Below are 22491 nucleotides of genomic sequence, written 5' to 3'. Positions count from 1 at the left end.
TCGCGATGTCCAAGCTCGTGCCTTGCATGTGGTTTAACGGCGATGCCGAGGAGGCCGCCAGGTTCTACGTCTCGCTGGTTCCGGATTCAGGGATCACGCACGTCCAGCGCAACGTCTCGGATAACCCGTCCGGCAAGGAGGGCTCGGTGCTCGTCGTCGAGTTCACGGTCGCCGGCCAGCCCCTGGTCGCGCTCAATGGCGGGATGAAGGTCGAATACACCCACGCGCTGTCGTTGATGATTCATTGCGACGATCAGGCCCAGGTCGACAGCGTGTGGAGTGCATTCCTGGCCAACGGTGGCAAGGAGCAGCAGTGTGGCTGGATCAGTGACCGCTATGGCGTGTCCTGGCAGGTGGTGCCCAAGGTGATGTTCGAGTTTCTCTCGAGTCCGGACAGGGCCGCCGCCGCGCGCGCGATGCAGGCCATGATGAAGATGGTGAAGCTGGACGTGGACGTTCTGCGCCGTGCGTTCGAGGGCAAGTCGGCGGCGTGACGTCAACCCAGGTGCCGCAGGGTGGGCAAAGGCGCGAAAGCACCATGGCCACGGTCCCTTTGCTATCAGACGGATGGTGGGCACGGTTGCGCTTTGCCCACCCTGCGAGGCTTGCGCCTGGCGCTTACGCCAACCACGCTAATAATTGATCCTCAGCCCCACGCCGCCATGGATCGTGTTGCCTACTGGCTGGGGGCCGAGCGTGCCGTTGGCAAAGAGGTCCACGACCCAATCCTTCTGCAGACGGAAGCCGAGGCGTCCGCCATATTCGAACCAGCCCTGGTTGCCCATCGTCGGCGCCGCCACGCCGTCGCCGGTCACGGTGGCAACGATGCCGCTGTGACTGGCGAATGACTGCACCCAGCCCCCATTGATGTTGGTCTCGATATTGCCGGCGACGAGATGCGTCCACTGGCCGCCGATCTTGACCAGGCTGGTGCGGTCGGTGCCGTCGGCGATGCTCGCGTCGAACGGGTTGAACGCGACCGCATTGTCCGCGTAGCCCGACACGCGCTGCCAGAGTTGCCAGACCTCGATCGAGGCCGCAACCTCATCACGAGGTGACAGGCGGCTCATCCAGCCGGCGCGACCATAGACTGCGTAGTTGGAAGCGTCACTCGACCCCGTCACGCTCACCGCGCCGAGGCTGGTGTTGTAGCTGCGGGTGTATCGCACCTTCTCCCAGGGCGTCAGGATCGTGCCGACGTCGAAGAACGGACGCGATGAACCCCAATCGGTGAGGTCATAGCGCAGCGCGACGGCGCCGATCGGCGCGCTGGTGACGTGGTAGCCGCCCTCGCTGTATTGCGTGTAGGCGAGGCCGGCCAGCAGCGACAGATTGGGCGTCAGCTCCTTGCGGCCGTGGACGCCGGCCGAGAACGAGCCAGCCGAACCGAACGCGCTGATGCAGTCACTGCAATTGACCTGCTCGTTGACGCCAAGCAGCACCGTCCCGAGCACCCGGTTGGTGATCATCTGGTTGAAGCGCTGGTTGGCGAGGCCGTTGACCGAGTTGCCGCTGGAATCGGAGCCGGTCGGCGTCGGGCTCGGCAGCGACGGAGACTGGCTTGGCGACGGAGACGGGCTTGGCGATGGAGACGGGCTCGGGGAGGGCGACGCGGCTGGCGTCGGGGACGGCGAATATGTCGGTGACGGGGTGGGCGTTGGATGACCGCACCCGGATTCGCAGAATGTCGCGGCCGTCGCGGGACGGGCGTCGAGCGCGAACAGCGTGAGCGCGGCGGCTGCGCCGAGCGCGCAGGCCGAGGCGAGACGTTTGAAGCCGGGCTTTGCCATCGTCAGCGCCCGCACAGCATGCCGTCGTCATGAACGGCGGGAGTGGCCGGCGAGGCATCGGCGTATTGGTTGACGGCGCAAAGTCCGGCATTGGCGGTGCAGTTGGCGGCAAAGGTCCAGGGCGGCGTGTTGGTCTTGGTGATGGTGACCCTCCCGCCGGTCGAGGTAATGACCGCGGTGTCGCCGGGCTGGGTGAGCTGAATGCACTGGAAGCTCAGGGTGCAGACGTTCGCCGCGCCCTCCTGGAGCACGACGACCGAGCGGCCGCGCTGCGACAGGATGTCGAGCGTCGTGCCGCGAACGCCGATGGTCGCAAGCGGTGTTGTGATCTTGTAGGCGGTCTTCGCCGAATGTCCGGTGACGAAGCGGAAGGCGCCGGTGGCCATGCTGATGGCCACGTCGCGATAGCTGTGCTCGTCATTGAACACGGTGCGGTCGAGCTTCAGCGTCGCGCTCGGCCCGAGCGACAGATTGGTGCTGTCGGCCATGACGAAGCGCGCCGCACTCTCCGCGCCGGTGTGTACGGTCTCGTCGCGCAACATGCTGTCGCCGACATTGATCGGTGTCGTACCTGCAGCGACGCGGACCACCTCGTTCTGGACGAGAACGGCTTCGCCGACGCGCGTCTGGGCTTGCGCGCAAGGCGCAGCGCAGAGTGTCATGGACAGCAGAGTTGGGAAAAGCAGAAAACGCAAATTCATGTCGTAACCGATCGAGGCCCCTGATCGTACTGGATCGCGCGCACTCGTGTTGTGGCAGAATTATCACAAGCGGCATGAGACAAGCGCTAGCTTAGTGACAGTTGCGGCGGAATGCGTTCAATGGATCGTCCGAGTAGTTTTTTATTCGCGGTGACGCAGATTTGCCACGCAAAATAGCCCTAGAGCCGTCGCGCAAAGCACATGCGGCTCCGATGACGTCGCGAAGCGCAGTGATCGCTGTCGCGATCTTCCTAGCTGCGCATCTCGCGCTGCTGGTCGGGCTGACGACGCCGGAAAAATTCGTCTTCGACGAGGTGCATTACGTGCCGGCTGCGCGGCAGATGCTGGGCACCACGGTGTCGGAGCCGATGCTCAATCCGATGCATCCGCCGCTGGCAAAGGAGCTGATCGCTGTCTCGATCTCGGCATTCGGCGACAATGCGCTGGGCTGGCGCTATCCGGCAACGTTGTTCGGCGCGCTTGCGATCGTCGCGATCTATTTCTGCGGCCTCGCCGTGTTCGGATCGCAGGGACCTGCAATCGCGGCAGCGCTGATCGCGGCGTTCAACCAGATGGTTTACGTGCAAGCGCGCATCGCGATGCTCGACATCTTTGCGCTCGGTCTCGGCCTGCTCGCAATTGCCGCCTTCATGCACGGCTTTCGACGGGAACGTCCGCAGGCTCTGTTCGCGCTCGCCGGCAGCTTGTTCGGCTTTGCGGCGGCCTGCAAATGGAGCGGCCTGTTTCCGCTCGGCGTCTGCATCGTCATCGTGGCGATGGTCCGACTGATGCAGGGCTGGCACACGCTGTTTGCCGATGCGAAGCCGAGCGACTGGTACCGGCCCGATCTCTGGCCCGCCTTCAAGGCCCATCATGCCGCCCTCTGTTTTGCGCTGCTGCCCGCCGTGACTTATATCGCTGCCTTCGTTCCGCTCTATGGCCTGTCATTGCCTGATCTGATCGAAGCGCAGCGCCGGATCTTCGCCGACAACACCACCAGCGCGATCGCCGGCCATACGTATATGAGCTCCTGGCCGTCCTGGCCGTTGCTGGTGCGGCCGGTGTGGTTCCTGTTCGACAAGACGACGGACGACGACGTCGCGGCGATCGTCTTCCTCGGTAATCCCCTGGTGCTATGGCCGGCGTTGCTGGCCCTTGTCATGGTGTTGCGCGACTTCATCGTTGCGCGTCGCTGGGATGCGTTCCTGATTGCTTCGTTTTATTTCGGCCCCTGGCTCGCCTGGGCGCTGCTGCCGCGCACGCTCGGCTTCATCTATTATTATCTGCCGGCCGCAACCGCGGCCTCGCTCGCGCTGGTCTATGCGCTGCGCAGAGACGGCCTGCCGCGCTGGGTGCTGTGGGCCTATGTCGGGATTGCGGCGATCGGCTTTGCGGTCATGCTGCCGATTTCAGCCGCTTTCATCGGCACGTCGATGCGGATGTTCAGCCGGCTGATGTTGTTCCAGAGCTGGATCTGACAAGAGGACGTCGCCCGCCACTTTCGTGGCAGGCGGCTGTTGCTGCCGCGACGTCTCAAATCATTTGGACGCCGTCTTCGTGTCCATGTTCACAACCTGGACGCGGCGGTTGATCGGGTCGGCGCCGTTGGCGGTGTCCTTCAGCTTGGTCTTGCCATAGCCGACGGTGACGAGATCGCCGCCGTTGAGACCGTAGTTCTGCACCAGGTACTTCTTGATCGTGTCGGCACGACGCTCAGAGAGGCCCTGATTGTACTCTTCAGTGCCGATCGCGTCGGTGTGGCCGGCAACCACGAAAGTCGATCCCTTGAGCGATGGATCGGACAGCGCCTTTCCGAGCGCCTGCACCGATGGCAGCGAGGTCTTGGCGATGTCGGCCGAGTTGTAGTCGAACTGGATTTCCAGATCGATGTTGGGCTTGGTCGACGCGAGCTCGGCGATCTGATCGCGCTCGCCCATCGAGAGCGAACGGGTCTGCCGGTTGCGCAGTGTATCGAGGAAGGTCGCTTCCTTGGCTTGCGCCGTCGGGTCGGCCTGCGGACCGACCGACAACCCGCGGGTCACCGGCTTCGGCCTCAATGCATCCAGGATCTGGTTGGTGGAAACATTGGCGTCGCCGGCGAAAGCGAGGCCCGCCGCCATCGACAGCGCCGCGGTAAGCGTGATCGCCTTCAGTCCGAAAGACTTGTTGAAATGGGTCATTGTCGTATCCTCGGTGTAACGCTTGATGGCGATTTGATGCTCCCAGGATAGAGAAGGTTCAAAGGCTCGGATGTGATGCGGATCACATTCAGGAGGAACCGAAATTCGGTTCGTATCTTAGCAGCCGAGCCGGCCGGTATACACGGCATTCAGCCAGCGGCAGCCGCCTACCACCGGGGCAGCATAGGGCCTGCGTCAGGAAGTAACTCCGTCTTTCGATGCTCGAAAGCAGCGTGCAAATCCTTCACGTCTTTTCGATTTGGCGTTCCGCGGCTTGCTGGACTTCGGGCCGCTGCGGGTACAATCTCCCTGCATTGCTCGTGACCGCGGTTACTGCCCGTTGCGTCAGCCCCGCCGAAAAGTAGCCCTCGCAGCGTCTCGCAGCTCGGTTGGAGCAGCAGAAATCCCCGGGTGATTCAGATCACAGTGCGTCGCTGTGAACTGGATCGGATTGCTCTCATCGGATCGGCTCTGGCTGATCCGAGAGCATCGAAGAAGTTTGGATCAGGGGAGAATGATCATGCGCTTCTTGATCGCAGCAATTTCAATCGCAGCATTTCTCGTCAGCGGCAACGCAGCTTTTGCCGACAAGCGCGTCGCCTTCGTAGTCGGCAACGCCGCTTACAAGAATGTCCCGCAGCTCCCCAACCCGGCGATCGATTCCAAGGCGATGGCGAGGGTGCTGCGCAATGTCGGCTTCGATGTCGTCGAGGGCTCCAACCTCACGCGCGACGCCATGACTGCAAAGCTCTTGGAGTTTGGCAAGAAGAGCGAAGGCGCCGATGTCGCCGTGTTTTTCTATGCCGGCCACGGGATTGCCGTGAATGGTATCAACTATCTGCTGCCTATTGATGCCGACCTCAAATCCGAGATGGACGTCAAGCTCGGTGCTGCGATCAATGTCGACATCACGCTCGATCAGACCATGGCGGATGCGAAGGTGAAGCTCGTATTCCTGGACGCCTGCCGTGATAACCCGTTCGCAGCAAAGATCCGGTCGGCCAAGGCCACCCGCTCCGTCAATGTGCAGACTGGCCTCGCCGAGATGAAGTCGGGCGAGGGCACGCTGATTGCCTTTGCCACAGGCCCCGGCCAGACCGCGCTCGACGGCGAGGCCGGCACCAACAGCCCGTTCACCCGCGCCCTCGTCGCCAACATTGCCCAGCCGGGAGTCGAGATCCAAGAGGCCATGACCAAGGTTCGTGCCCAGGTCAGTGACGAGACCAGCAAGGGCCAATTGCCTCGGGGGCACACCAACCTCACCGGCAACGTCTATCTCAATCCGGTTGGCGCGCCGGCTGCGGCCACAATCGATCCGTCGAACGCGCCCGTATCGGCCGCGACCAGGCAAGGCGCCGACATCGAGCTCGAGTTCTGGCGCTCGATCAAGGACACCAACAAGGTGGAAGAGCTCAACGCCTATCTCACCAACTATCCGAACGGCACGTTCAAATCGATCGCACTCGCCCGCATCGCGGCGCTGCAGGATGGGCCGTCCAACACCACCCGCAACCTGTCGGCCGGGATCGATCCCGCGACTTTCACCGAAGAGGCCAGCCAGATCTCCGAAGACCAGATCGGTCTCGACAAGGGACAGCGCCGAGACGTGCAGCGTCGCCTCACCGGGCTCGGCTTCGACGTCAAGGTGACCGGGAAGTTCGACGACGACACCCGTTCCGTGATGAAGCGATGGCAGGCGGCACGTGGCTATCCCGCCACGGGTTACCTCAACAAGCTCCAGCACAAGGCTCTGCTGTCGGAGATCGTTTCGGCCCGCGCGGCCGCCTCCGAGCAGGCAGACGATGAGCCGGTGCGTCGCCGGTCTTTCGGCGGTGGTGGCCGGCGCCATCATAGTAGTGGCGTCGGCGCCCCGACGGGCGGCCCCGGCGGTCTGTTTGGCGGCATGATGGGTGGATTGTTCGGCCGCCGCTGAGAGGCAAAGGGCGACGGGGAGCGGCTCGATCGGGACCGTCTTCGCTGTCGGAAACCTGCGCTCATCGTTCGTCGCAAAGCCGTCGCGTGACCGCCTGGCTGCGAACAAGTTTTCGGCCAGATGCGCGCCTAGCAGACACCTTCATCCGACATCGCAGGCGAGGGGAGCCGAGTTCCATCCAGTGCCGAGGCCAAGTGACTATCAGCGTGACTACCATCGCAGTGGCCCGCCGGATCGGGCCGTGTCTCTGAATGCCATGCCCATCTACATCGGCGCGGCGATGATCGCGGTCGCGATCCTGCTCTCCACGCTGATCACGGGAGTGACCTCCCGGTATACCGGCCTCCAAGCTCCGACCGACGAGACCGTGTGGCTGGTCGATCGCCTCACCGGCAGCGTCTATCGTTGCGAGTCGGAAGGGCGCGGCAGGGCCTCCTGCGAGCCTGATATCGCCACTGGCAGCCTCAGCAACCGGCCCAAGGTGCCGAAGGACGGCCGCTAACGCCGTCTCGCTTTGCGCTGCAGCAAGACAATTGCCTTCTCCACGAAACGTTCTCGCCAGAGACTACGTAGTTGCGAAGGCCGGCATGACGCCGGCTTCGTTTTACTTCAGGAGACTTTTCGTTGAAGACCTTGCTTACCGCGGCAGCTTTGGCGTCCGCCGCGATGATGCCGTGCACCAGCGATAATCTGATGAAGTCGACGGCCGCGATGTCCGGTCCCGCCGACACGCCCGCCAAGATGGCGGCGAACAAGGAAATGGCCATGGCCAACACGGACATGAGCATGGGCAAGATGAAGAGCGGCTGCATGCACTACATGAAGGCGCAGAAGGCCATGTCGATGAAGTAGGCTTCGGCCGCATCATTTCCGCCGCGCTGTCGGCAGATGACGGCGCGGTTTTTTATTTTGCGATTCATCTGCCGCTTCTTTCTCCCCTCGCGAATCCCGCTACATTGCCTCCCGCAATGTCCCGCCCACCAAAACCCCTCCCGCTCTCGACGAGACAGGCCCGGCAGATCTGGCTGCGCGCCCAGCGGCTCGATACGCGCGAGCCGTTCGGGGAGGGCGCGCAGGCGGTTGCCGATGCGGTCGCCCATCTTGGCTATGTGCAGATCGACACCATCAACGTGATCGAGCGGTGTCACCACCACATCCTGTTCAGCCGCATCCCGTCCTACCGCCGCGCCGATCTGCGTCATGCCCAGAGCGTCGACAAAAGCGTGTTCGAGTATTGGACCCATGCGCTGTCCTACGTTCCGTCAGATGATTTTCGCTTCTTCCTGCCGGCGATGCGCGAGCACAAGCGCGAGGGTCACAAATGGTACGCCTCGGTCAAGCCGGCCGACTCGCGCAAGGTGATGCGGCTGCTCCGCGCCGGCCCACTAACGATCCGCGACATCGAGGACGACGTGCTCACCGAGAAGGAGCATCTGTGGCAGAGCCGCAAGCCTTCGAAGCGGGCACTTCAGCTTGCCTTCTATACCGGTGTCGCGACCATCAGCGCGCGCCAGGGCATGCTCAAGACCTATGATCTGATGACGCGCCATTTTGGCTGGGACAAGCTGCCGAAACCCGCTTCGGCGAAAGAGATAACGGCCTATCTGCTTGACCGCGCGTTGCGCTCGCAAGGCGTGGTCAGCCTCGATTCGATCTGCTATCTCGATGCGCCCAGCAAGAAGGTCGTCGCGGGCCTGATCGCCTCGCGCGTCCGCCGCGGCGAGCTCCTGCCTGTCGCGGTCGAAGGCGCGGGAAAGCAGGAGCATTGGGCCATGCCGGCGGCGCTGGAGCCGCATGAATTGTCGCCGGATCTCGTCCACATCCTCTCGCCGTTCGATCCGCTGATCATCCAGCGCAAGCGCACCAATCTCATTTTCGGTTACAATCATCTGTTCGAGGCCTATGTGCCGAAGGCCAAGCGCAAGCTCGGCTATTTCGCGCTGCCCGTGCTGGTCGGCGACGAGATCGTCGCGGCGCTCGACCTCAAGACCGACCGGCAGGCCAGGAAGCTGTTGATGCAGAAATGGACCTGGCTCGGGCAGGGGAAGAAAACCGCCGGGCGCAAGGAACTGAAGCAGGAGATCGAGGACGAACTCGATCGGTTCGAGCGGTTTCAATTGGCGGAGTGAGCGTGGGGCGACTCACCTCATCTGGACAACGACTTTTCCCTTGGCCCTGCCTTTTGCAAGATAGCCGAGGGCATCCTTTGCTTGCTCAAATGCCTTGTCGATCACCGGCCTCGACGAGACTAGCCTTCAGTTACCCTGCGTATCTCCATGAGCCGATCCAGCCAGATACCGAACCCGATTCCAACCGCATAAGCCGCCAGATTCCAAAGCGAGAAGATGCGGCCCAACAGCAAGGCGCCGGCGGTGGTGAGGCGGAACGCATCGAGCCATGGCGTATGCACCAGCCGGGAAAACTCGACCACCGCCGCGACCGCCATCGCGATCACCGCGAGCTGGCTCCGGGGCAGCCGCGGCAGCAACAGCCCGACGAGCAAGAACACCATCGTCGCCCACAGCAGCGAGCCGCCATACTTCACCACGAAGGCGGGAAGGCCGAGCGGAAAGCCGTACCGGCGGAGAGACAGCCCGCAGGCAATCACGACCAGCGCCAGGGCGACGCGGATCAGCGACGTCTGCCGCAGCGCAAGGGTGTTGACTGGCTGCATTGCTTCCATTGACTCTTTACCCGCGATGCTCAAAACCGCCTTTAGCTCACAAAAGCAACAATAGGGGGGGACGCCATGAGCCAGACCACAGCCTATACCGGTTCCACGGGAGCCAAGAATACCAACAGGTCGGACATCGAGACCTCGACGATCCGTGCCATCTCCTGGCGCCTGATCCCGTTCCTGGTGCTGGCCTACTTCTTCTCCTATCTCGACCGCGTCAATCTCGGCTTCGCCGCGCTGACCATGAACGCGGAGCTGAAGTTCACGCCGCTGATCTTCTCCTGGGGCGCCGGCATCTTCTTCATCGGCTATTTCATCTTCGAGGTGCCGAGCAACCTCGCGCTGGAAAAGTTCGGGGCTAGCCGCTGGATCGCCCGCATCATGGTGACCTGGGGCATCATCTCGGCCCTGATGGCGCTCACGGGCGGCGTCACCAGCTTCTACGTTCTGCGCTTCCTGCTCGGGGTGGCCGAGGCCGGCTTTTTCCCCGGCATCATCCTCTATCTCACCTATTGGTATCCGGCCGAATATCGCGCCCGGTTCCTTGCGGCCTTCGCGATCGCCGTGCCGGTTTCGACCGTGATCGGTGCGCCGATCTCGGGCCTGCTGCTCGGCCTCGACGGCGCGATGGGTCTGAAGGGTTGGCAGTGGCTGTTCATCCTCGAAGGCATCCCTTCCGTGCTGCTCGGCATCGTCACCTGGTTCTACCTCACCGACAGGCCGGAGAAGGCTGACTGGCTCTCGGCCGAGCAGAAGGCGTGGCTCAAGGCTCGACTCGATTCCGAGATTGCCGCCAAGCAGGCGGTCAAGCATCTGTCCCTCGGCGAAGCGCTGTCCTCGCCGAAGGTGATCATGCTGAGCCTGGTCTATTTCGGCTTCGTGGGCGCGCTCTATGGCATGCAGTTCTGGCTGCCGCAGATCGTCAAGGCGTTCGGTCTCACCAACGCCCAGACCGGCTTCGTCACGGCGATCCCGTATCTGTTCGGCACCATCGCGATGATCCTGTGGGCGCGGCATTCGGACGCGACGCGCGAGCGCGTGATGCATGTCGGCGCGCCGCTGCTGCTGACCGCCGTCGCGCTCGCCGTCTCCAGCTACCTCACCGATCCCACGATGACGATGGTGGTGCTGACCTTCGCCGCGATCGGCGTATTCTGCTGCTTCGGTGTGTTCTGGACGCTGCCGACGGCCTGGCTCTCGGGCACCGCTGCTGCCGGCGCCATCGCGCTGATCAACTCGGTCGGCAACCTCGCAGGCTTCGGCGGCCCCTATCTCATCGGCTGGGTCAAGGAAGCGACGGGGCAGACCTCGACCGGCTTGCTCGTGCTCGCGGTGCTGCCCCTGATCGCCGGCATCCTGGTCTTCATCGGCGGCCACGAGAGCAAGCACGAGTTCGCCGAACGCCAGTAGCAAACATCGCCGGCCACGGGCAGAGGTCCCCTCAACGATCACGGTTTCCTGATGACTGATGATTATTGACTTTCATCAGTGATTAGTCGACATTCCTCTCATTGCAGACGCAGGAGTGTCCTCCGATGTTCGTTCGGTCCGTTTTGTCCAGCTATTCCAGGCTCTTGGCTGGTGTCTCGCTGGCCTTGATGGCCGCTGCGCTGGCCGGGTGCAATGACACCGTCGCCGAAAAGGCCGAGCCTCCGCGGCCGGTTCTGGTCGCAACTGCCCATTTTGATGCCGAGACCCCGGAGCGCAGCTTCGTCGGCACGATCAGGCCCCGGATCGAGAGCGATCTTGGTTTCCGCGTCGCGGGCAAAGTCGACAAGCGACTGGTCGAGGTCGGACAGACCGTCGAAGTCGGTCAGGCCCTCGCGACCCTCGATGAGGTCGATCTGAAGCTCCAGGCCGAGCAGGCCGTCGCCGAGCAGACCGCCGCCACCGGCGTGCTGGCCCAGGCCGCCGCCGCCGAGCAGCGCGCCAAGGAATTGAAGGCCAAGGGCTGGACCACGGATGCCGCGATGGATTCGAGCCGCGCTGCCGCCGACGAGGCCCGTGCGCGCCTCGACCGCGCCATCCGTTCGGTCGAACTGACCAGGAATTCTCTTTCCTACGCGACGCTCAATGCCGACGCCCGTGGCGTCGTCACCGCAACGCTGATCGAGCCCGGCCAGGTGGTCGCCGCAGGCCAAGCTTCGATCCGTGTCGCCCGCTTTGCTGAAAAGGAAGCGGTCGTCGCGATCCCTGAGACGCTGGTTGCACGCGCCAAGTCGGGCGTCGCCAGCGTCACTCTTTGGTCGGAGCCGGACAAGAAATATACGGCCAAGCTGCGCGAGATCGCGCCCACCGCCGATCCGGCGACGCGCACCTATCTCGCAAAGTTTTCGCTGCCTGAAGCCGACGACAAGGTTTCGCTCGGCATGACCGCGACGTTGACGTTGTCGGACGCCGCCACCGAACGTGTCGCGCGGCTGCCGCTGTCGGCACTGTTCAACGAAGGCGGCAAGCCGTCCTTTTACGTCGTCGATGACAATGGTGCGGTCACGCTGAAGCCGGTTGCGGTGAAGGCTTACGACAGCAACGACGTCGTCATCACCGGTGGCGTCGACGAGGGCGCCAAGATCGTCGCCCTCGGCGTCCAGAAGCTCGATCCCGGCCAGAAGGTGCGGGTCGTGTCGTCACTGTCTTTCTAGAGTTTACGCGTCCGTTGTTGCAAGGCGAGTTTCGGCCCGACGCGCAAATGCACGGGCTGAAGCGGCGAAGCGATCCAGAACCTGCCCAGCCCCCTGGATTGCTTCGCTGCCTCGCGACGACGCCTTGAACAGGGCGGCTGTCGTTTTTGGCAATTGGATCGACTTTTCGGAGAGAGCGATGAAGCGCTTCAACCTTTCGGCCTGGGCCGTCAGCCATCCGACGCTGGTTCTGTTCCTGATGCTGGTGCTCGGCGTCGCCGGCTTCTTCTCCTATCAGAAGCTCGGCCGCGCCGAGGATCCGTTCTTCACGGTGAAGGTGGTCAACGTCTCGGTGATGTGGCCGGGCGCGACCGCGCAGGAAATCCAGACCCAGGTCGCCGATCCGATCGAGAAGAAGATCCAGGAGCTGCCTTACTTCGAGAAGGTGCAGACCTATTCCAAGCCTGGCTTCACCGCGCTGCAGGTGACCTTCCGCGATTCCACGCCGCCGAAGGACGTGCCTTACCTTTTCTATCTGCTGCGCAAGAAGCTGGTCGATGTGCAGGGGCAGCTGCCCGCCGGAATCCTGGGACCCGTCGTCAATGACGAATTCTCGGACGTGGACTCCATCCTCTACATGATGACCGGCGACGGCGCTGATTACGCCCAGCTCAAGAAGGTCTCCGAAGGCTTCCGCCAGCGCCTGCTCAAGGTTCCTGGCGTGACCAAGGTCGACGTCTACGGCAACCAGGATGAGCGCATCTACGTCGAGTTCAGCCACGCCAAGCTCGCGACGCTGGGCATCACGCCACAGGCGCTGTTCGATTCGCTCGCCAAGCAGAACAACGTCACGCCGGCCGGCACGGTCGAAACCTCGTCGCAGCGTGTGCCGCTGCGCGTCACCGGCGCACTGGACGGCGCAAAGGCCGTGGCCGAGACCCCGGTCGAGAGCAACGGCCGCGTGTTCCGCCTCGGCGACATCGCCACCGTCACCCACGGCTATGTCGATCCGCCGAGCTTCATCGTTCGCCAGGAAGGCAAGCCCGCCATCGGCATCGGCGTCGTCACGGCCAAGGGCGCCAACATCCTCGAGCTCGGCAAGGAGGTCGAGAAGGCAACGGCCGAGTTCATGAAGGCGGTGCCGCAGGGCGTCGACGTCAGCCTGATCGCCGATCAGCCGAAGGTGGTCGAGCACGCCGTCGGCGAGTTCGTGCACTCCTTCATGGAAGCGCTCGTCATCGTGCTGTTCGTGTCTTTCCTGGCGCTGGGCTGGCGCACCGGCATCGTGGTCGCCATGTCGGTGCCGCTCGTGCTCGGCATCGTCTTCATCGTCATGAACGTGATGTCGCTCGACCTGCACCGCATCACGCTCGGCGCGCTGATCATCGCGCTCGGCCTGCTGGTGGACGATGCCATCATCGCGGTCGAGATGATGGTGGTGAAGATGGAGCAGGGCTGGGACCGCATGCGCGCGGCGTCCTTTGCCTGGGAATCGACTGCGTTTCCGATGCTCACGGGAACGCTGGTTACGGCCGCTGGCTTCCTCCCCATCGGCTTTGCCAATTCCGCGGTCGGAGAATATGCCGGCAGCATCTTCTGGATCGTGGCGATCGCGCTGGTCGCCTCGTGGTTCGTGGCGGTGATCTTCACGCCTTACATCGGCGTCAAGTTGTTGCCGGAGATCAAGGTTCACCGCAATCATGACCCGCATGCGGTCTATGAGACCCGCATGTACCGCGGCTTGCGCGCCGTCGTGCAATGGTGCGTCAATCATCGTATCACGGTGGTGGTCGCGACCGTGGGTGTCTTCGTGGCTTCGATCGTCGGCTTCGGCCATGTGCAGCAGCAGTTCTTCCCGCTGTCGGAGCGGCCCGAACTGTTCCTGCAGCTGCGCCTGCCCGAAGGCACCGCCTTCAACGTCACCGAGAAGGCCGTGAAGAAGGCCGAGACGTTGCTCAAGGACGACAAGGATATCGAGACCTATACCGCCTATGTCGGCCAGGGTTCGCCGCGCTTCTGGCTCGGCCTCAACCCGCAGCTTCCGAACGAGGCCTTTGCCGAGATCGTCATCGTCGCCAAGGGCGTCGAGGCGCGCGAGCGGGTCAAGGCCAAGATCGAGGGCGCAGTTGCCGACGGCATGCTGACGGAGGCGCGCGTCCGCGTCGACCGCTTCAATTTCGGCCCGCCCGTCGGCTTCCCCGTGCAGTTCCGCGTGATCGGCCCCGATGCCAACAAGGTGCGCGAGATCGCCTACCAGGTTCGCGACGTCATGCGGCAGAACAAGAACGTCAAGGACGTCCAGCTCGACTGGAACGAGCAGTCGCCTTACCTCAAGCTGGTCGTCGATCAGGATCGCGCCCGCGCCATGGGTCTCACCCCGCAGGACGTGTCGCAGGCGCTGTCGATGCTGATCTCGGGCGCACAGGTCACGACCGTGCGCGACGGCATCGAGAAGGTCGGCGTGGTCGCCCGCGCGATTCCGTCCGAACGTCTCGATCTGGGCGGTGTCGGCGATCTTACCATCACCTCGAAGAATGGCGTCGCGGTCCCGCTGCAGCAGATCGCCAAGATCGAATATTCCCACGAGGAGCCGATCCTGTGGCGGCGCAACCGCGACATGGCGATCACCGTGCGCTCCGACGTCGTCGACGGCGTGCAGGCGCCCGACGTCACTGGCCAGATTGCGCCGAAGCTGAAGCAGATTCAGGATCATCTCGAGCCGGCTTACCGGATCGAGGCGGGCGGTGCGTTCGAGGAATCTGCCAAGGGCAACGCTTCGATCTTCATCCTCTTCCCTGTCATGGTCATGGTGATGCTGACGCTGCTGATGATCCAGCTGCAAAGCTTCTCGCGCCTGTTCCTGGTGTTCCTGACCGCGCCGCTCGGCATCGTCGGCGCGTCCCTCGGCCTCAACGTCGCCAACGCCCCGTTCGGCTTCGTGGCGCTGCTGGGCCTGATCGCGCTCGCCGGCATGATCATGCGCAACACGGTCATCCTGGTCGACCAGATCGAGACCGACGTCTCGCATGGTCTGACCCGGCGTGAGGCGATCGTCGAGGCGACCGTCCGCCGCGCCCGTCCGGTGGTGCTGACGGCGCTCGCCGCCATCCTCGCCATGATCCCGCTGTCGCGTTCGGCCTTCTGGGGCCCCATGGCGATCACCATCATGGGCGGCCTGTTCGTCGCGACCTTCCTGACGCTGCTGTATCTGCCGGGCCTCTATGCCCTCTGGTTCAGGAAGAGCCTCGACGAGGGCGGTACGACGGAACAGCCTGCCGCGCCGCAGCATGGGAGCGATGACGAGCACGCAATTCCGCTTGCTGAAGCGGCTGAATAAATGAGAAAACTAGCAATGGACGAGTCCTGACGCATGACACTGGTTTCGGAACATATCGAAGGCGACACCCGGGATCGTATTCTCGAGGTGGCCGAGCGGCTGTTCCGCCAGATCGGCTATCAGAAGACCACGGTCGGGGACATCGCCAAAGAGCTCCGGATGAGTCCCGCCAACGTCTATCGCTTCTTCGAATCGAAGAAAGCGATCCACCAATCGGTGGCTCGGGGCCTGATGGGCGAGGTCGAGCTCGAGGCCCGGCGCATCCTGGCAAGGCCCGGTGCGGTGATCCCGCGCTTCCGCGAACTGCTCACCACCATCAACCGCATGAATACCGAGCGCTATGTCGATGACAACAAGCTGCACGAGATGGTCGAGATCGCGATGCAGGAAGACTGGGAGGTCTGCGTCACCCACATGGAGTGCATTGCCGGTGTGATCGGCCAGATGATCGCGCAGGGCGCCGCCTCCGGCGAGTTCGAGGTACCGGACCTGCAACTGGCCTCGCTCTGTGCCTGCACCGCCATGATGCGTTTCTTCCACCCCCAGATGATCGCGCAGTGCGCCACCAAGCCCGGCCCCTCGATCGACCAGATGATAGATTTCGTCATCGCGGCTCTGTCGCCGCGCCACTGACCGGGCGGCGGGATTACTCCTATAATCCGGTTCGCGGCGCCCTCGACGGCGGATGGCGAGCGAGGACCCGTCAACGCACTCCGTCATGGCGAGCGAAGCGAAGCAAACCTGACTTGTCTCCGACGAGGGATTCTGGATTGCTTCGCGCGCAAATGACGAAAGGGAAGCAGCGCGTGACCGACAAAGACCTGCACTTCTATGAGCCCGCCAAAGGCCACGGCCTCAGGCACGATCCCTTCAATGCCATCATCGCGCCGCGACCGATCGGCTGGATCTCGTCGCGCGATGCCAAGGGCCACGTCAACCTTGCGCCCTACAGCTTCTTCAACGCGTTCTGCTATGTGCCGCCGATCATCGGCTTTTCCTCCACAAACTGGAAGGACTCGGTCGAGAACATCAAGCAGACCGGCGAGTTCGTCTGGAATCTCGCCACCATGGATTTGGCCAGGCAGATGAACGCGACCGCCGCGCATGTCGCCTCCGAAGTCGACGAGTTCGAGATCGCGGGCCTCACCGCCGTCCCCGGCAAGCTCGTCAATGTGCCACGCGTCGGCGAAAGCCCGGTCGCCTTCGAGTGCAAGGTATCCGACATCGTCCGCCTCAAGGGCGCCGACGGCAGGGAGGCCGACGCCTGGCTGACCCTCGGCGAGGTCGTCGCCGTCCACATCGACAAGGCCATGATCAAGGACGGCGTCTACCAGACGGCCGCTGCCCGCCCGATCGTGCGCGCCGGCCGCCGTGGCGATTATTTCGAGATCAAGCCGGAAAACATGTTCGAGATGGTCCGGCCGGATTAGACCGGGCGAGCCCGTAACCCGGAACTGCCACCGCGCCCTGGCCGTTATGTGCGCCGGGGCGGCCGCCCGGCCGCGTCAATTCGCATGATTTTTCAGGCGAAGTGTTCACGCACGCCGGCCACTTTCCGCTAAAATGCCCACATCAGCGCCGTTGCATGAGGTCCGCCATGAGCTTCCGCCGCGACACCCTGACCAAGCCGATCTTCTCATGGGCGCGCGGCGTGCTGCCGGCGATGTCCGATACCGAGCGCGAGGCGCTGGAGGCCGGTGACGTCTGGTGGGATGCCGATCTTTTCGCCGGCAACCCTGATTGGTCGAAGCTGCTGAAGATCCCGCAGGCGACATTGACCGAGGAGGAGCAGGCCTTCCTCGACGGTCCCGTCGACGAGCTCTGCGCCATGCTCGATGAATGGAAGATCTTTTGGGAATGGCGCGATCTGCCGCCCGATGTCTGGCACTTCATCAAGCGCGAAAAATTCTTCGGCATGATCATCCCGAAGGAATTTGGCGGCCTCGGCTTCTCGCCCTATGCGCATTCGGAAGTGGTGCGGAAAATCTCGACGCGTTCGATCGCGGCCGCCGTCACGGTGATGGTGCCGAACTCGCTCGGTCCCGGCGAACTGCTGATGCGCTTCGGCACCAGGGAACAGCAGGAGCGCTGGCTGCCGCGCCTGGCCGATGGCCGCGACATTCCCTGCTTCGGTCTCACCAGCCCGGAGGCCGGCTCCGATGCGGCCTCGATGGTTGACACCGGCATCATCTGCAAGGGCACCTTCGAGGGCCGCGAGGTCACGGGCCTCAAGCTCAACTGGCACAAGCGCTACATCACGCTTGGTCCCGTCGCCACGCTGCTCGGCCTCGCCTTCAAGGCCTATGATCCCGACCATCTCGTGGGCCGGCAGGAAGAGCTCGGCATCACGGTGGCGCTGATCCCGACCGATCTTCCCGGCGTCGAGATCGGCCACCGCCATCTGCCGTCGATGCAGGTGTTCCAGAACGGCCCGAACTGGGGCCGCGACGTCTTCATCCCGCTCGACTATGTCATCGGCGGCCAGGATCGCTTGGGACAAGGCTGGAAGATGCTGATGACCGCGCTCGCCGCCGGCCGCGGCATCTCGCTGCCATCGCTCTCGGCCGCTGGCGCCGCCTATGCCGCCCGCACCACCGGCGCCTATGCCCGCATCCGCGAGCAGTTCGGCATCTCCATCTCCAAGTTCGAAGGCGTCGAGGAGCCGCTCGCGCGCATCGTGGCGACTGCCTACCAGCTCGACGCGGCGCGCCGGCTCACCTGTGCGGCGCTGAACGCCGGCGTCCATCCCGCCGTGATATCAGGCATCATGAAGCTGCATGCGACCGAGCGGATGCGGATCGCGATCGACGACGCGATGGACATCCACGGCGGCAAGGCCGTGATCGACGGCCCGCAAAACTATCTCGGCAATCTGCACCGCGCCGTGCCTGTCGGCATCACGGTGGAGGGCGCCAACATCCTCACCCGCAATCTCATCGTGTTCGGCCAGGGCGCGATCCGCGCCCATCCCTATCTGCTCGACGAGATGAATGCGTTGGCCGATACCGACCGCGAGCGTGGGCTCACCGCGTTCGACAAGGCATTCTGGAAGCATGTCGGCCACAGTTTCCGGACGCTGTTCCGCGCGTTCGGTGCGAGCTGGACCCTTGGCGCCTTCGCACTTACGCCCGATGCAGGCGACGCCACGCCGTTCTATCGCCAGCTCTCGCGCTATTCGGCGGCATTCGCGCTTTGCGCCGACATGGCGCTGCTGATGCTCGGCGGCGCGCTCAAGCGCAAGGAGATGCTGTCGGCGCGCTTCGGCGACATCCTTTCCGAGCTGTACTTGCTCTCCGCCGCGCTAAAACGCTGGCAGGACGAAGGCCGGCAGAAGGAAGACTTTGCCGCGCTCGAATGGTGCATGGCGACGGGCTTCAGGACCATCGAGGTCAGGCTCGCCGAAATCCTTGCCAACCTGCCGAACCGTTTCATTGCCGTCATCCTCAAGCTCGTGGTCCAGCCCTTCGGCGCCCGCGTGCTCGGCCCGTCCGACCGCGTCGTGCACCAATGCGCCGGCATCGTGCTGGAGCCTTCGGCCGCGCGCGAGCGTCTCACGCCGAATCTTGCTCATGTCGATGACGATGGCGGCTTTGCGCGGCTGGAGCGCGCGTTCAAGCTGGTGACGGCCACGGACGCGGTCGCCAGGCGCATGCGCGTCGCTGAAATCCGCGACTGGAAGGAAGCCGTCGCCAAGGGCGTGATCACGCAGGCCGAGGGCGAGCAGCTCGCTTCCGCTCACGAAGCCGTGGCAAAAGTGATCGAGGTCGACGATTTTGCGCCGGAGGCGCTGTCGCCGATTTACAAGAAAACCGGCGACGTGCATCAGTTCTTCCAGGAACTCGGTGAACAGAGGGCGGCGAGCTGATGGCACGACCGGTATTCATCGTCGACGGCAGCCGGACGCCGTTTCTCAAAGCGCGCTCGGGGCCAGGGCCGTTCACGCCTGTCGATCTCGCCGTGCAATGCGGACGGCCGCTGCTGGCGCGCCAGCCATTTTCGCCTGACGATTTCGACCAGGTCATCCTTGGCTGCGTCAACGTGATCGCCGACGAGATGAACCCGGCCCGGGTCGCCGCGCTCCGGCTCGGCATGGGCGAGGACATGGTCGCCTTCACCGTGCAGATCAACTGCGGCTCCGGCATGCAGTCGATCGATACCGCCTACCGCTATATCCGCGAAGGCCATGCCGACATGATCCTGGCCGGCGGCACCGAAGCGTTGAGCCACGCGCCGCTGGTCTGGCCGAATTCCGGCGTGCGCTGGTTCGCAGGGCTCGCCACCGCCAAGGGCGTGGCGGCGAAGCTCGCCGCAGCCTTCAGGCTTCGCCCTCGTTATCTCAAGCCCATCATCGGGCTGGAGCGCGGACTGACCGATCCCGTCACGGAATTGAATATGGGCCAAACCGCAGAAGTGGTCGGCTATCTCTTCGGCATTACCCGTGCACAATCGGATGCCTATGCGGCCGAGAGCCATCGCCGTCTCGCGCATGCGCAAGATGCGGGTTTTCTGAAAGGCGAGGTCGAGACCGCGTTCTCCCGCGACGGCAAATTCTTCGACCATGACGACGGCGTGCGCCCGGACTCCACGGCCGAGACGCTGGCAAAGCTCCGGCCGGTGTTCGAGCGTCCCTGGGGCCAGGTCACTGCCGGCAATTCCTCGCAGATCACCGACGGCGCCTCCTGGCTGATCCTGGCTTCCGACGCGGCGGTGGCCAAACACAAGCTGACGCCGAAGGCTGCCATCGTCGACAGCAATTGGGCCGCGCTCGATCCTTCTATCATGGGGCTCGGTCCCGTGATGTCGGCGACGCCGCTCCTGACCCGCAACAATCTCACGCTCCAGGACGTCGAGACCTGGGAGTTGAACGAGGCGTTTGCGACGCAGGTGCTCGGCTGCCTCGCTGCCTGGAACGATGACAAATTCTGCCGCGAGATTCTCGGGCTCGACGGCGCGGCCGGCCGGATCGACCGCGACAAACTCAATGTCGATGGTGGCGCTATCTCGCTCGGCCACCCCGTCGGCACCTCCGGCAACCGCATCGTGCTGCATCTCGTCAACGCCATGAAACGGCTCGGCACGCGGCGCGGCATTGCGACCGAATGCATTGGTGGCGGGCTCGGTGGTGCCATGCTGATCGAGGCGGTGTGACCATGGATTCCAAGATCATGACCGCGCTCGGCGACCGCGTGCTGGAGCTCGGGCCCAAGCCGGCGGCAGACGGCCCGTACAAGCATTTCAAGCTGACGCGCGGTGCCGATGGCGTCGCCTGGCTGTTGTTCGATCGTGCCGGATCAAGCGCCAACACGCTCTCTTCGGACGTGATGGAGGAGTTCGACGCCGTGCTCGCGGCGATCGAGACTGAGCGCCCCGCGGGCCTGGTGATCCGCTCTGCAAAATCGTCCGGCTTCATCGCCGGTGCCGATGTCAACGAATTCCGTGGCGCATCCGATGCGGAGGCGGTGGAGACGCGCATTCGTGCCGCACATGCGGTGATCGACCATCTGGAGGCGCTGAAGCTGCCGACCGTCGCGGTCATTCACGGCTTCTGTCTCGGTGGCGGCCTCGAGGTCGCGCTGGCCTGTCAGTCGCGCATTGCCATCGACGGCGCGCGCTTCGGCTTTCCGGAGGTGATGCTGGGCCTGCATCCCGGCCTCGGTGGCACCGCGCGCGTCACCGCGCTGGTGAACCCCACGCAGTCGATGACGCTGATGCTGACCGGCCGCACCATCGATGCGCGCCGCGCCAAGTCGCTCGGCCTCGTCGACACCGTGACGCAGGAGCGCCATGTCGAGGGCGCCGTGAAGGACGCGCTGTTCGGGCGCCTGAAGCGGATGCGTCCGGGGGTCCTGACGCGCGCCGCCAATTTCGGTCCGGTGCGCGGCCTGCTGGCAAAACGCATGCGCTCGGAGGCGGCGAAGGCCGCTTCCCGCGAGCATTATCCCGCGCCCTACGCGCTGATCGATCTCTGGGAGACGCATGGCGGCAGCAAGGCTGCGATGTTGAAGGCGGAGCAGGTTTCGTTCGCCAAATTGATGGTGACGCCGACCGCGCAAAATCTCATTCGGGTGTTCTTCCTGCGCGAGCAGATGAAGAAATCCGCCGGCTCCGGCAACACGGTCAAGCACGTCCACGTGATCGGGGCCGGCGCCATGGGCGGCGACATCGCGGCCTGGGTAGCGGGGCAGGGGCTGCGCGTCTCGCTCGCCGACATGAAGGCCGAGCCGATCGCCGGCGCGGTGAAGCGCGCCGCCGAGCTCTACGGCAAGATCATCCGAAAAGCCACCGAGGTGCGCGACGCGCTCGATCGCCTGATCCCTGACATGGACGGCGAGGGCGTCCGCAACGCGGATCTCATCATCGAGGCGGTGCCGGAAAAGCTCGAGCTGAAGCAGAAGGTCCATGCCGCCCTCGAGCCCAGGATGAAGCCGGGTGCGATTCTCGCCACCAACACGTCGAGCATCCCGCTTGGGGATCTCCGCACCACGCTCTCGCGGCCGGAGCGCCTTGTCGGGCTGCACTTCTTCAATCCGGTATCGCGGTTGCAACTGGTCGAAATCGTCAGCCACGATGGCAACGACGCGCAAGTTCTGAAAGAAGCGCTCGCCTTTGTCGGCGCGATCGACCGCCTGCCGTTACAGGTGAAGAGCTCGCCCGGCTTCCTCGTCAACCGCGCGCTGACGCCCTACATGCTGGAAGCGATGGTGATGCTGGACGAGAAGATCGACCAGCGCCTGATCGATGCAGCTGCCGAAAAGTTCGGCATGCCGATGGGACCGATCGAACTCGCCGACCAGGTTGGGCTCGACATCTGTCTCGACGTCGGCGACATGCTGCGCAGCAAATTTGGCGACCTGCTGCCACCCACGCCTGCATGGTTGCGCGACAAAGTCGCCAAGGGCGAACTTGGCCGCAAGGCAGGCAAGGGCTTTTACACCTGGAAGGACGGCAAGGCGCAAAAGGCGCCCTTGCCCGAGACCGGTCCTGGCGTAACCGACCAGATGATCGACCGCCTGGTGCTGCCGATGTCCAATGTCTGCGTCGCCGCTCTGCGCGAAGGCATCGTCGACGACCCCGACGCTGTCGACGGCGCAATGATCTTCGGCACCGGCTATGCGCCGTTCCGCGGCGGGCCGCTGAACTATGCACGTGCGCGCGGCACGGAAAATGTCGTATCGACCATGCGCGCGCTGGCCGAGCGATTCGGCGGCCGCTTCGCACCCGATCCGGGCTGGGACAATTTCAGGTGAGATCC

18 protein-coding genes are annotated in these 22491 nt (G+C 63.9%); 14 read left to right on the top strand and 4 right to left on the bottom strand.

The window, feature by feature from the left end; all coding sequences use genetic code 11:
- The first annotated feature begins 5 nt into the window (after positions 1-5).
- A complete protein-coding gene (locus tag ACVWZ4_RS03280) occupies positions 6-494 on the top strand; it encodes a VOC family protein (RefSeq protein WP_456737818.1) in 489 nt (162 codons plus the stop codon).
- 138 nt (positions 495-632) lie between these two features.
- Here the strand turns inward: ACVWZ4_RS03280 and ACVWZ4_RS03275 are convergent, their stop codons facing one another.
- The gene (locus ACVWZ4_RS03275) at positions 633-1790 is read right to left on the bottom strand and encodes a hypothetical protein (RefSeq protein WP_456739840.1); all 1158 of its coding nucleotides are present in this window, start codon (positions 1788-1790) and stop codon (positions 633-635) included.
- 2 nt (positions 1791-1792) lie between these two features.
- Positions 1793-2491, bottom strand: coding sequence for a FecR family protein (locus ACVWZ4_RS03270; protein ID WP_456739839.1), 699 nt, complete (start codon positions 2489-2491; stop codon positions 1793-1795).
- Between the two features lie 212 nt (positions 2492-2703).
- On the opposite strand from ACVWZ4_RS03270, the gene ACVWZ4_RS03265 reads away from it, so the two are divergent.
- A complete protein-coding gene (locus tag ACVWZ4_RS03265; RefSeq protein ID WP_456739838.1) occupies positions 2704-3969 on the top strand; it encodes a phospholipid carrier-dependent glycosyltransferase in 1266 nt (421 codons plus the stop codon).
- Positions 3970-4029: 60 nt separating this feature from the next.
- On the opposite strand, the gene ACVWZ4_RS03260 is transcribed toward ACVWZ4_RS03265, so the two are convergent.
- Entirely contained in the window at positions 4030-4671 is a 642-nt protein-coding gene (locus ACVWZ4_RS03260) for an OmpA family protein (protein WP_456701999.1), read from the bottom strand.
- A 520-nt stretch (positions 4672-5191) separates the two neighbouring features.
- Between ACVWZ4_RS03260 and ACVWZ4_RS03255 the strand changes: the two genes are divergently transcribed.
- From ACVWZ4_RS03255 to ACVWZ4_RS03240, 4 genes are all read left to right on the top strand, one after another.
- Positions 5192-6604, top strand: coding sequence for a caspase family protein (locus ACVWZ4_RS03255; protein ID WP_456763572.1), 1413 nt, complete (start codon positions 5192-5194; stop codon positions 6602-6604).
- A 256-nt stretch (positions 6605-6860) separates the two neighbouring features.
- Positions 6861-7106 carry a hypothetical protein gene (locus ACVWZ4_RS03250; protein ID WP_456705191.1) on the top strand — a complete coding sequence of 82 codons (246 nt, stop codon included), beginning with the start codon at positions 6861-6863 and terminating at the stop codon, positions 7104-7106.
- Positions 7107-7228: 122 nt separating this feature from the next.
- Positions 7229-7456, top strand: coding sequence for a hypothetical protein (locus ACVWZ4_RS03245; protein ID WP_456739837.1), 228 nt, complete (start codon positions 7229-7231; stop codon positions 7454-7456).
- A 116-nt stretch (positions 7457-7572) separates the two neighbouring features.
- Positions 7573-8733, top strand: a complete 1161-nt coding sequence (locus tag ACVWZ4_RS03240; RefSeq protein ID WP_456763573.1) for a winged helix-turn-helix domain-containing protein — start codon at positions 7573-7575, stop codon at positions 8731-8733.
- Positions 8734-8852: 119 nt separating this feature from the next.
- Here the strand turns inward: ACVWZ4_RS03240 and ACVWZ4_RS03235 are convergent, their stop codons facing one another.
- Positions 8853-9287 carry a ribosomal maturation YjgA family protein gene (locus tag ACVWZ4_RS03235; protein ID WP_456705192.1) on the bottom strand — a complete coding sequence of 145 codons (435 nt, stop codon included), beginning with the start codon at positions 9285-9287 and terminating at the stop codon, positions 8853-8855.
- Between the two features lie 66 nt (positions 9288-9353).
- Here ACVWZ4_RS03235 and ACVWZ4_RS03230 point away from each other — a divergent pair, with 66 nt between their 5' ends.
- From ACVWZ4_RS03230 to ACVWZ4_RS03195, 8 genes are all read left to right on the top strand, one after another.
- Complete coding sequence (locus tag ACVWZ4_RS03230; RefSeq protein WP_456702003.1) at positions 9354-10691, top strand: MFS transporter; 1338 nt, start codon at positions 9354-9356, stop codon at positions 10689-10691.
- Between the two features lie 125 nt (positions 10692-10816).
- The gene (locus tag ACVWZ4_RS03225) at positions 10817-11923 is read left to right on the top strand and encodes an efflux RND transporter periplasmic adaptor subunit (RefSeq protein WP_456737826.1); all 1107 of its coding nucleotides are present in this window, start codon (positions 10817-10819) and stop codon (positions 11921-11923) included.
- A 178-nt stretch (positions 11924-12101) separates the two neighbouring features.
- On the top strand, positions 12102-15239 hold the full coding sequence (locus tag ACVWZ4_RS03220; RefSeq protein ID WP_456702005.1) for an efflux RND transporter permease subunit: 3138 nt from the start codon (positions 12102-12104) through the stop codon (positions 15237-15239).
- Between the two features lie 33 nt (positions 15240-15272).
- Complete coding sequence (locus tag ACVWZ4_RS03215) at positions 15273-15872, top strand: TetR/AcrR family transcriptional regulator (RefSeq protein WP_456702006.1); 600 nt, start codon at positions 15273-15275, stop codon at positions 15870-15872.
- Positions 15873-16045: 173 nt separating this feature from the next.
- Entirely contained in the window at positions 16046-16669 is a 624-nt protein-coding gene (locus ACVWZ4_RS03210) for a flavin reductase family protein (RefSeq protein ID WP_456737828.1), read from the top strand.
- 167 nt (positions 16670-16836) lie between these two features.
- The gene (locus ACVWZ4_RS03205) at positions 16837-19104 is read left to right on the top strand and encodes an acyl-CoA dehydrogenase (RefSeq protein ID WP_456739835.1); all 2268 of its coding nucleotides are present in this window, start codon (positions 16837-16839) and stop codon (positions 19102-19104) included.
- Positions 19104-20387: an acetyl-CoA C-acetyltransferase gene (locus ACVWZ4_RS03200; RefSeq protein WP_456739834.1), complete on the top strand. Its 1284-nt coding sequence runs from the start codon at positions 19104-19106 to the stop codon at positions 20385-20387. Before ACVWZ4_RS03205 ends, ACVWZ4_RS03200 begins: the two co-directional genes overlap by 1 nt.
- 2 nt (positions 20388-20389) lie before the next feature.
- Positions 20390-22486 (top strand): 3-hydroxyacyl-CoA dehydrogenase NAD-binding domain-containing protein, encoded by a 2097-nt coding sequence (locus ACVWZ4_RS03195; RefSeq protein ID WP_456739833.1) that lies wholly within the window; start codon positions 20390-20392, stop codon positions 22484-22486.
- Positions 22487-22491 lie beyond the last annotated feature (5 nt).

This window comes from Bradyrhizobium sp. USDA 4472, from assembly GCF_054058595.1.
The sequence above is the reverse complement of the archived record's forward strand: the minus strand, read 5'-3'. Positions and strand labels throughout refer to the sequence as shown.

Excerpts from the sequence above, each read along its gene's own strand:
- ACVWZ4_RS03280 (WP_456737818.1), top strand. The coding sequence starts at position 6 with ATGTCCAAGCTCGTGCCTTGCATGTGGTTTAACGGCGATGCCGAGGAG.
- ACVWZ4_RS03275 (WP_456739840.1), bottom strand. The coding sequence starts at position 1,790 with ATGGCAAAGCCCGGCTTCAAACGTCTCGCCTCGGCCTGCGCGCTCGGC.
- ACVWZ4_RS03270 (WP_456739839.1), bottom strand. The coding sequence starts at position 2,491 with ATGAATTTGCGTTTTCTGCTTTTCCCAACTCTGCTGTCCATGACACTC.
- ACVWZ4_RS03265 (WP_456739838.1), top strand. The coding sequence starts at position 2,704 with ATGACGTCGCGAAGCGCAGTGATCGCTGTCGCGATCTTCCTAGCTGCG.
- ACVWZ4_RS03260 (WP_456701999.1), bottom strand. The coding sequence starts at position 4,671 with ATGACCCATTTCAACAAGTCTTTCGGACTGAAGGCGATCACGCTTACC.
- ACVWZ4_RS03255 (WP_456763572.1), top strand. The coding sequence starts at position 5,192 with ATGCGCTTCTTGATCGCAGCAATTTCAATCGCAGCATTTCTCGTCAGC.
- ACVWZ4_RS03250 (WP_456705191.1), top strand. The coding sequence starts at position 6,861 with ATGCCCATCTACATCGGCGCGGCGATGATCGCGGTCGCGATCCTGCTC.
- ACVWZ4_RS03240 (WP_456763573.1), top strand. The coding sequence starts at position 7,573 with ATGTCCCGCCCACCAAAACCCCTCCCGCTCTCGACGAGACAGGCCCGG.
- ACVWZ4_RS03235 (WP_456705192.1), bottom strand. The coding sequence starts at position 9,287 with ATGGAAGCAATGCAGCCAGTCAACACCCTTGCGCTGCGGCAGACGTCG.
- ACVWZ4_RS03230 (WP_456702003.1), top strand. The coding sequence starts at position 9,354 with ATGAGCCAGACCACAGCCTATACCGGTTCCACGGGAGCCAAGAATACC.
- ACVWZ4_RS03225 (WP_456737826.1), top strand. The coding sequence starts at position 10,817 with ATGTTCGTTCGGTCCGTTTTGTCCAGCTATTCCAGGCTCTTGGCTGGT.
- ACVWZ4_RS03220 (WP_456702005.1), top strand. The coding sequence starts at position 12,102 with ATGAAGCGCTTCAACCTTTCGGCCTGGGCCGTCAGCCATCCGACGCTG.
- ACVWZ4_RS03215 (WP_456702006.1), top strand. The coding sequence starts at position 15,273 with ATGACACTGGTTTCGGAACATATCGAAGGCGACACCCGGGATCGTATT.
- ACVWZ4_RS03205 (WP_456739835.1), top strand. The coding sequence starts at position 16,837 with ATGAGCTTCCGCCGCGACACCCTGACCAAGCCGATCTTCTCATGGGCG.
- ACVWZ4_RS03200 (WP_456739834.1), top strand. The coding sequence starts at position 19,104 with ATGGCACGACCGGTATTCATCGTCGACGGCAGCCGGACGCCGTTTCTC.
- ACVWZ4_RS03195 (WP_456739833.1), top strand. The coding sequence starts at position 20,390 with ATGGATTCCAAGATCATGACCGCGCTCGGCGACCGCGTGCTGGAGCTC.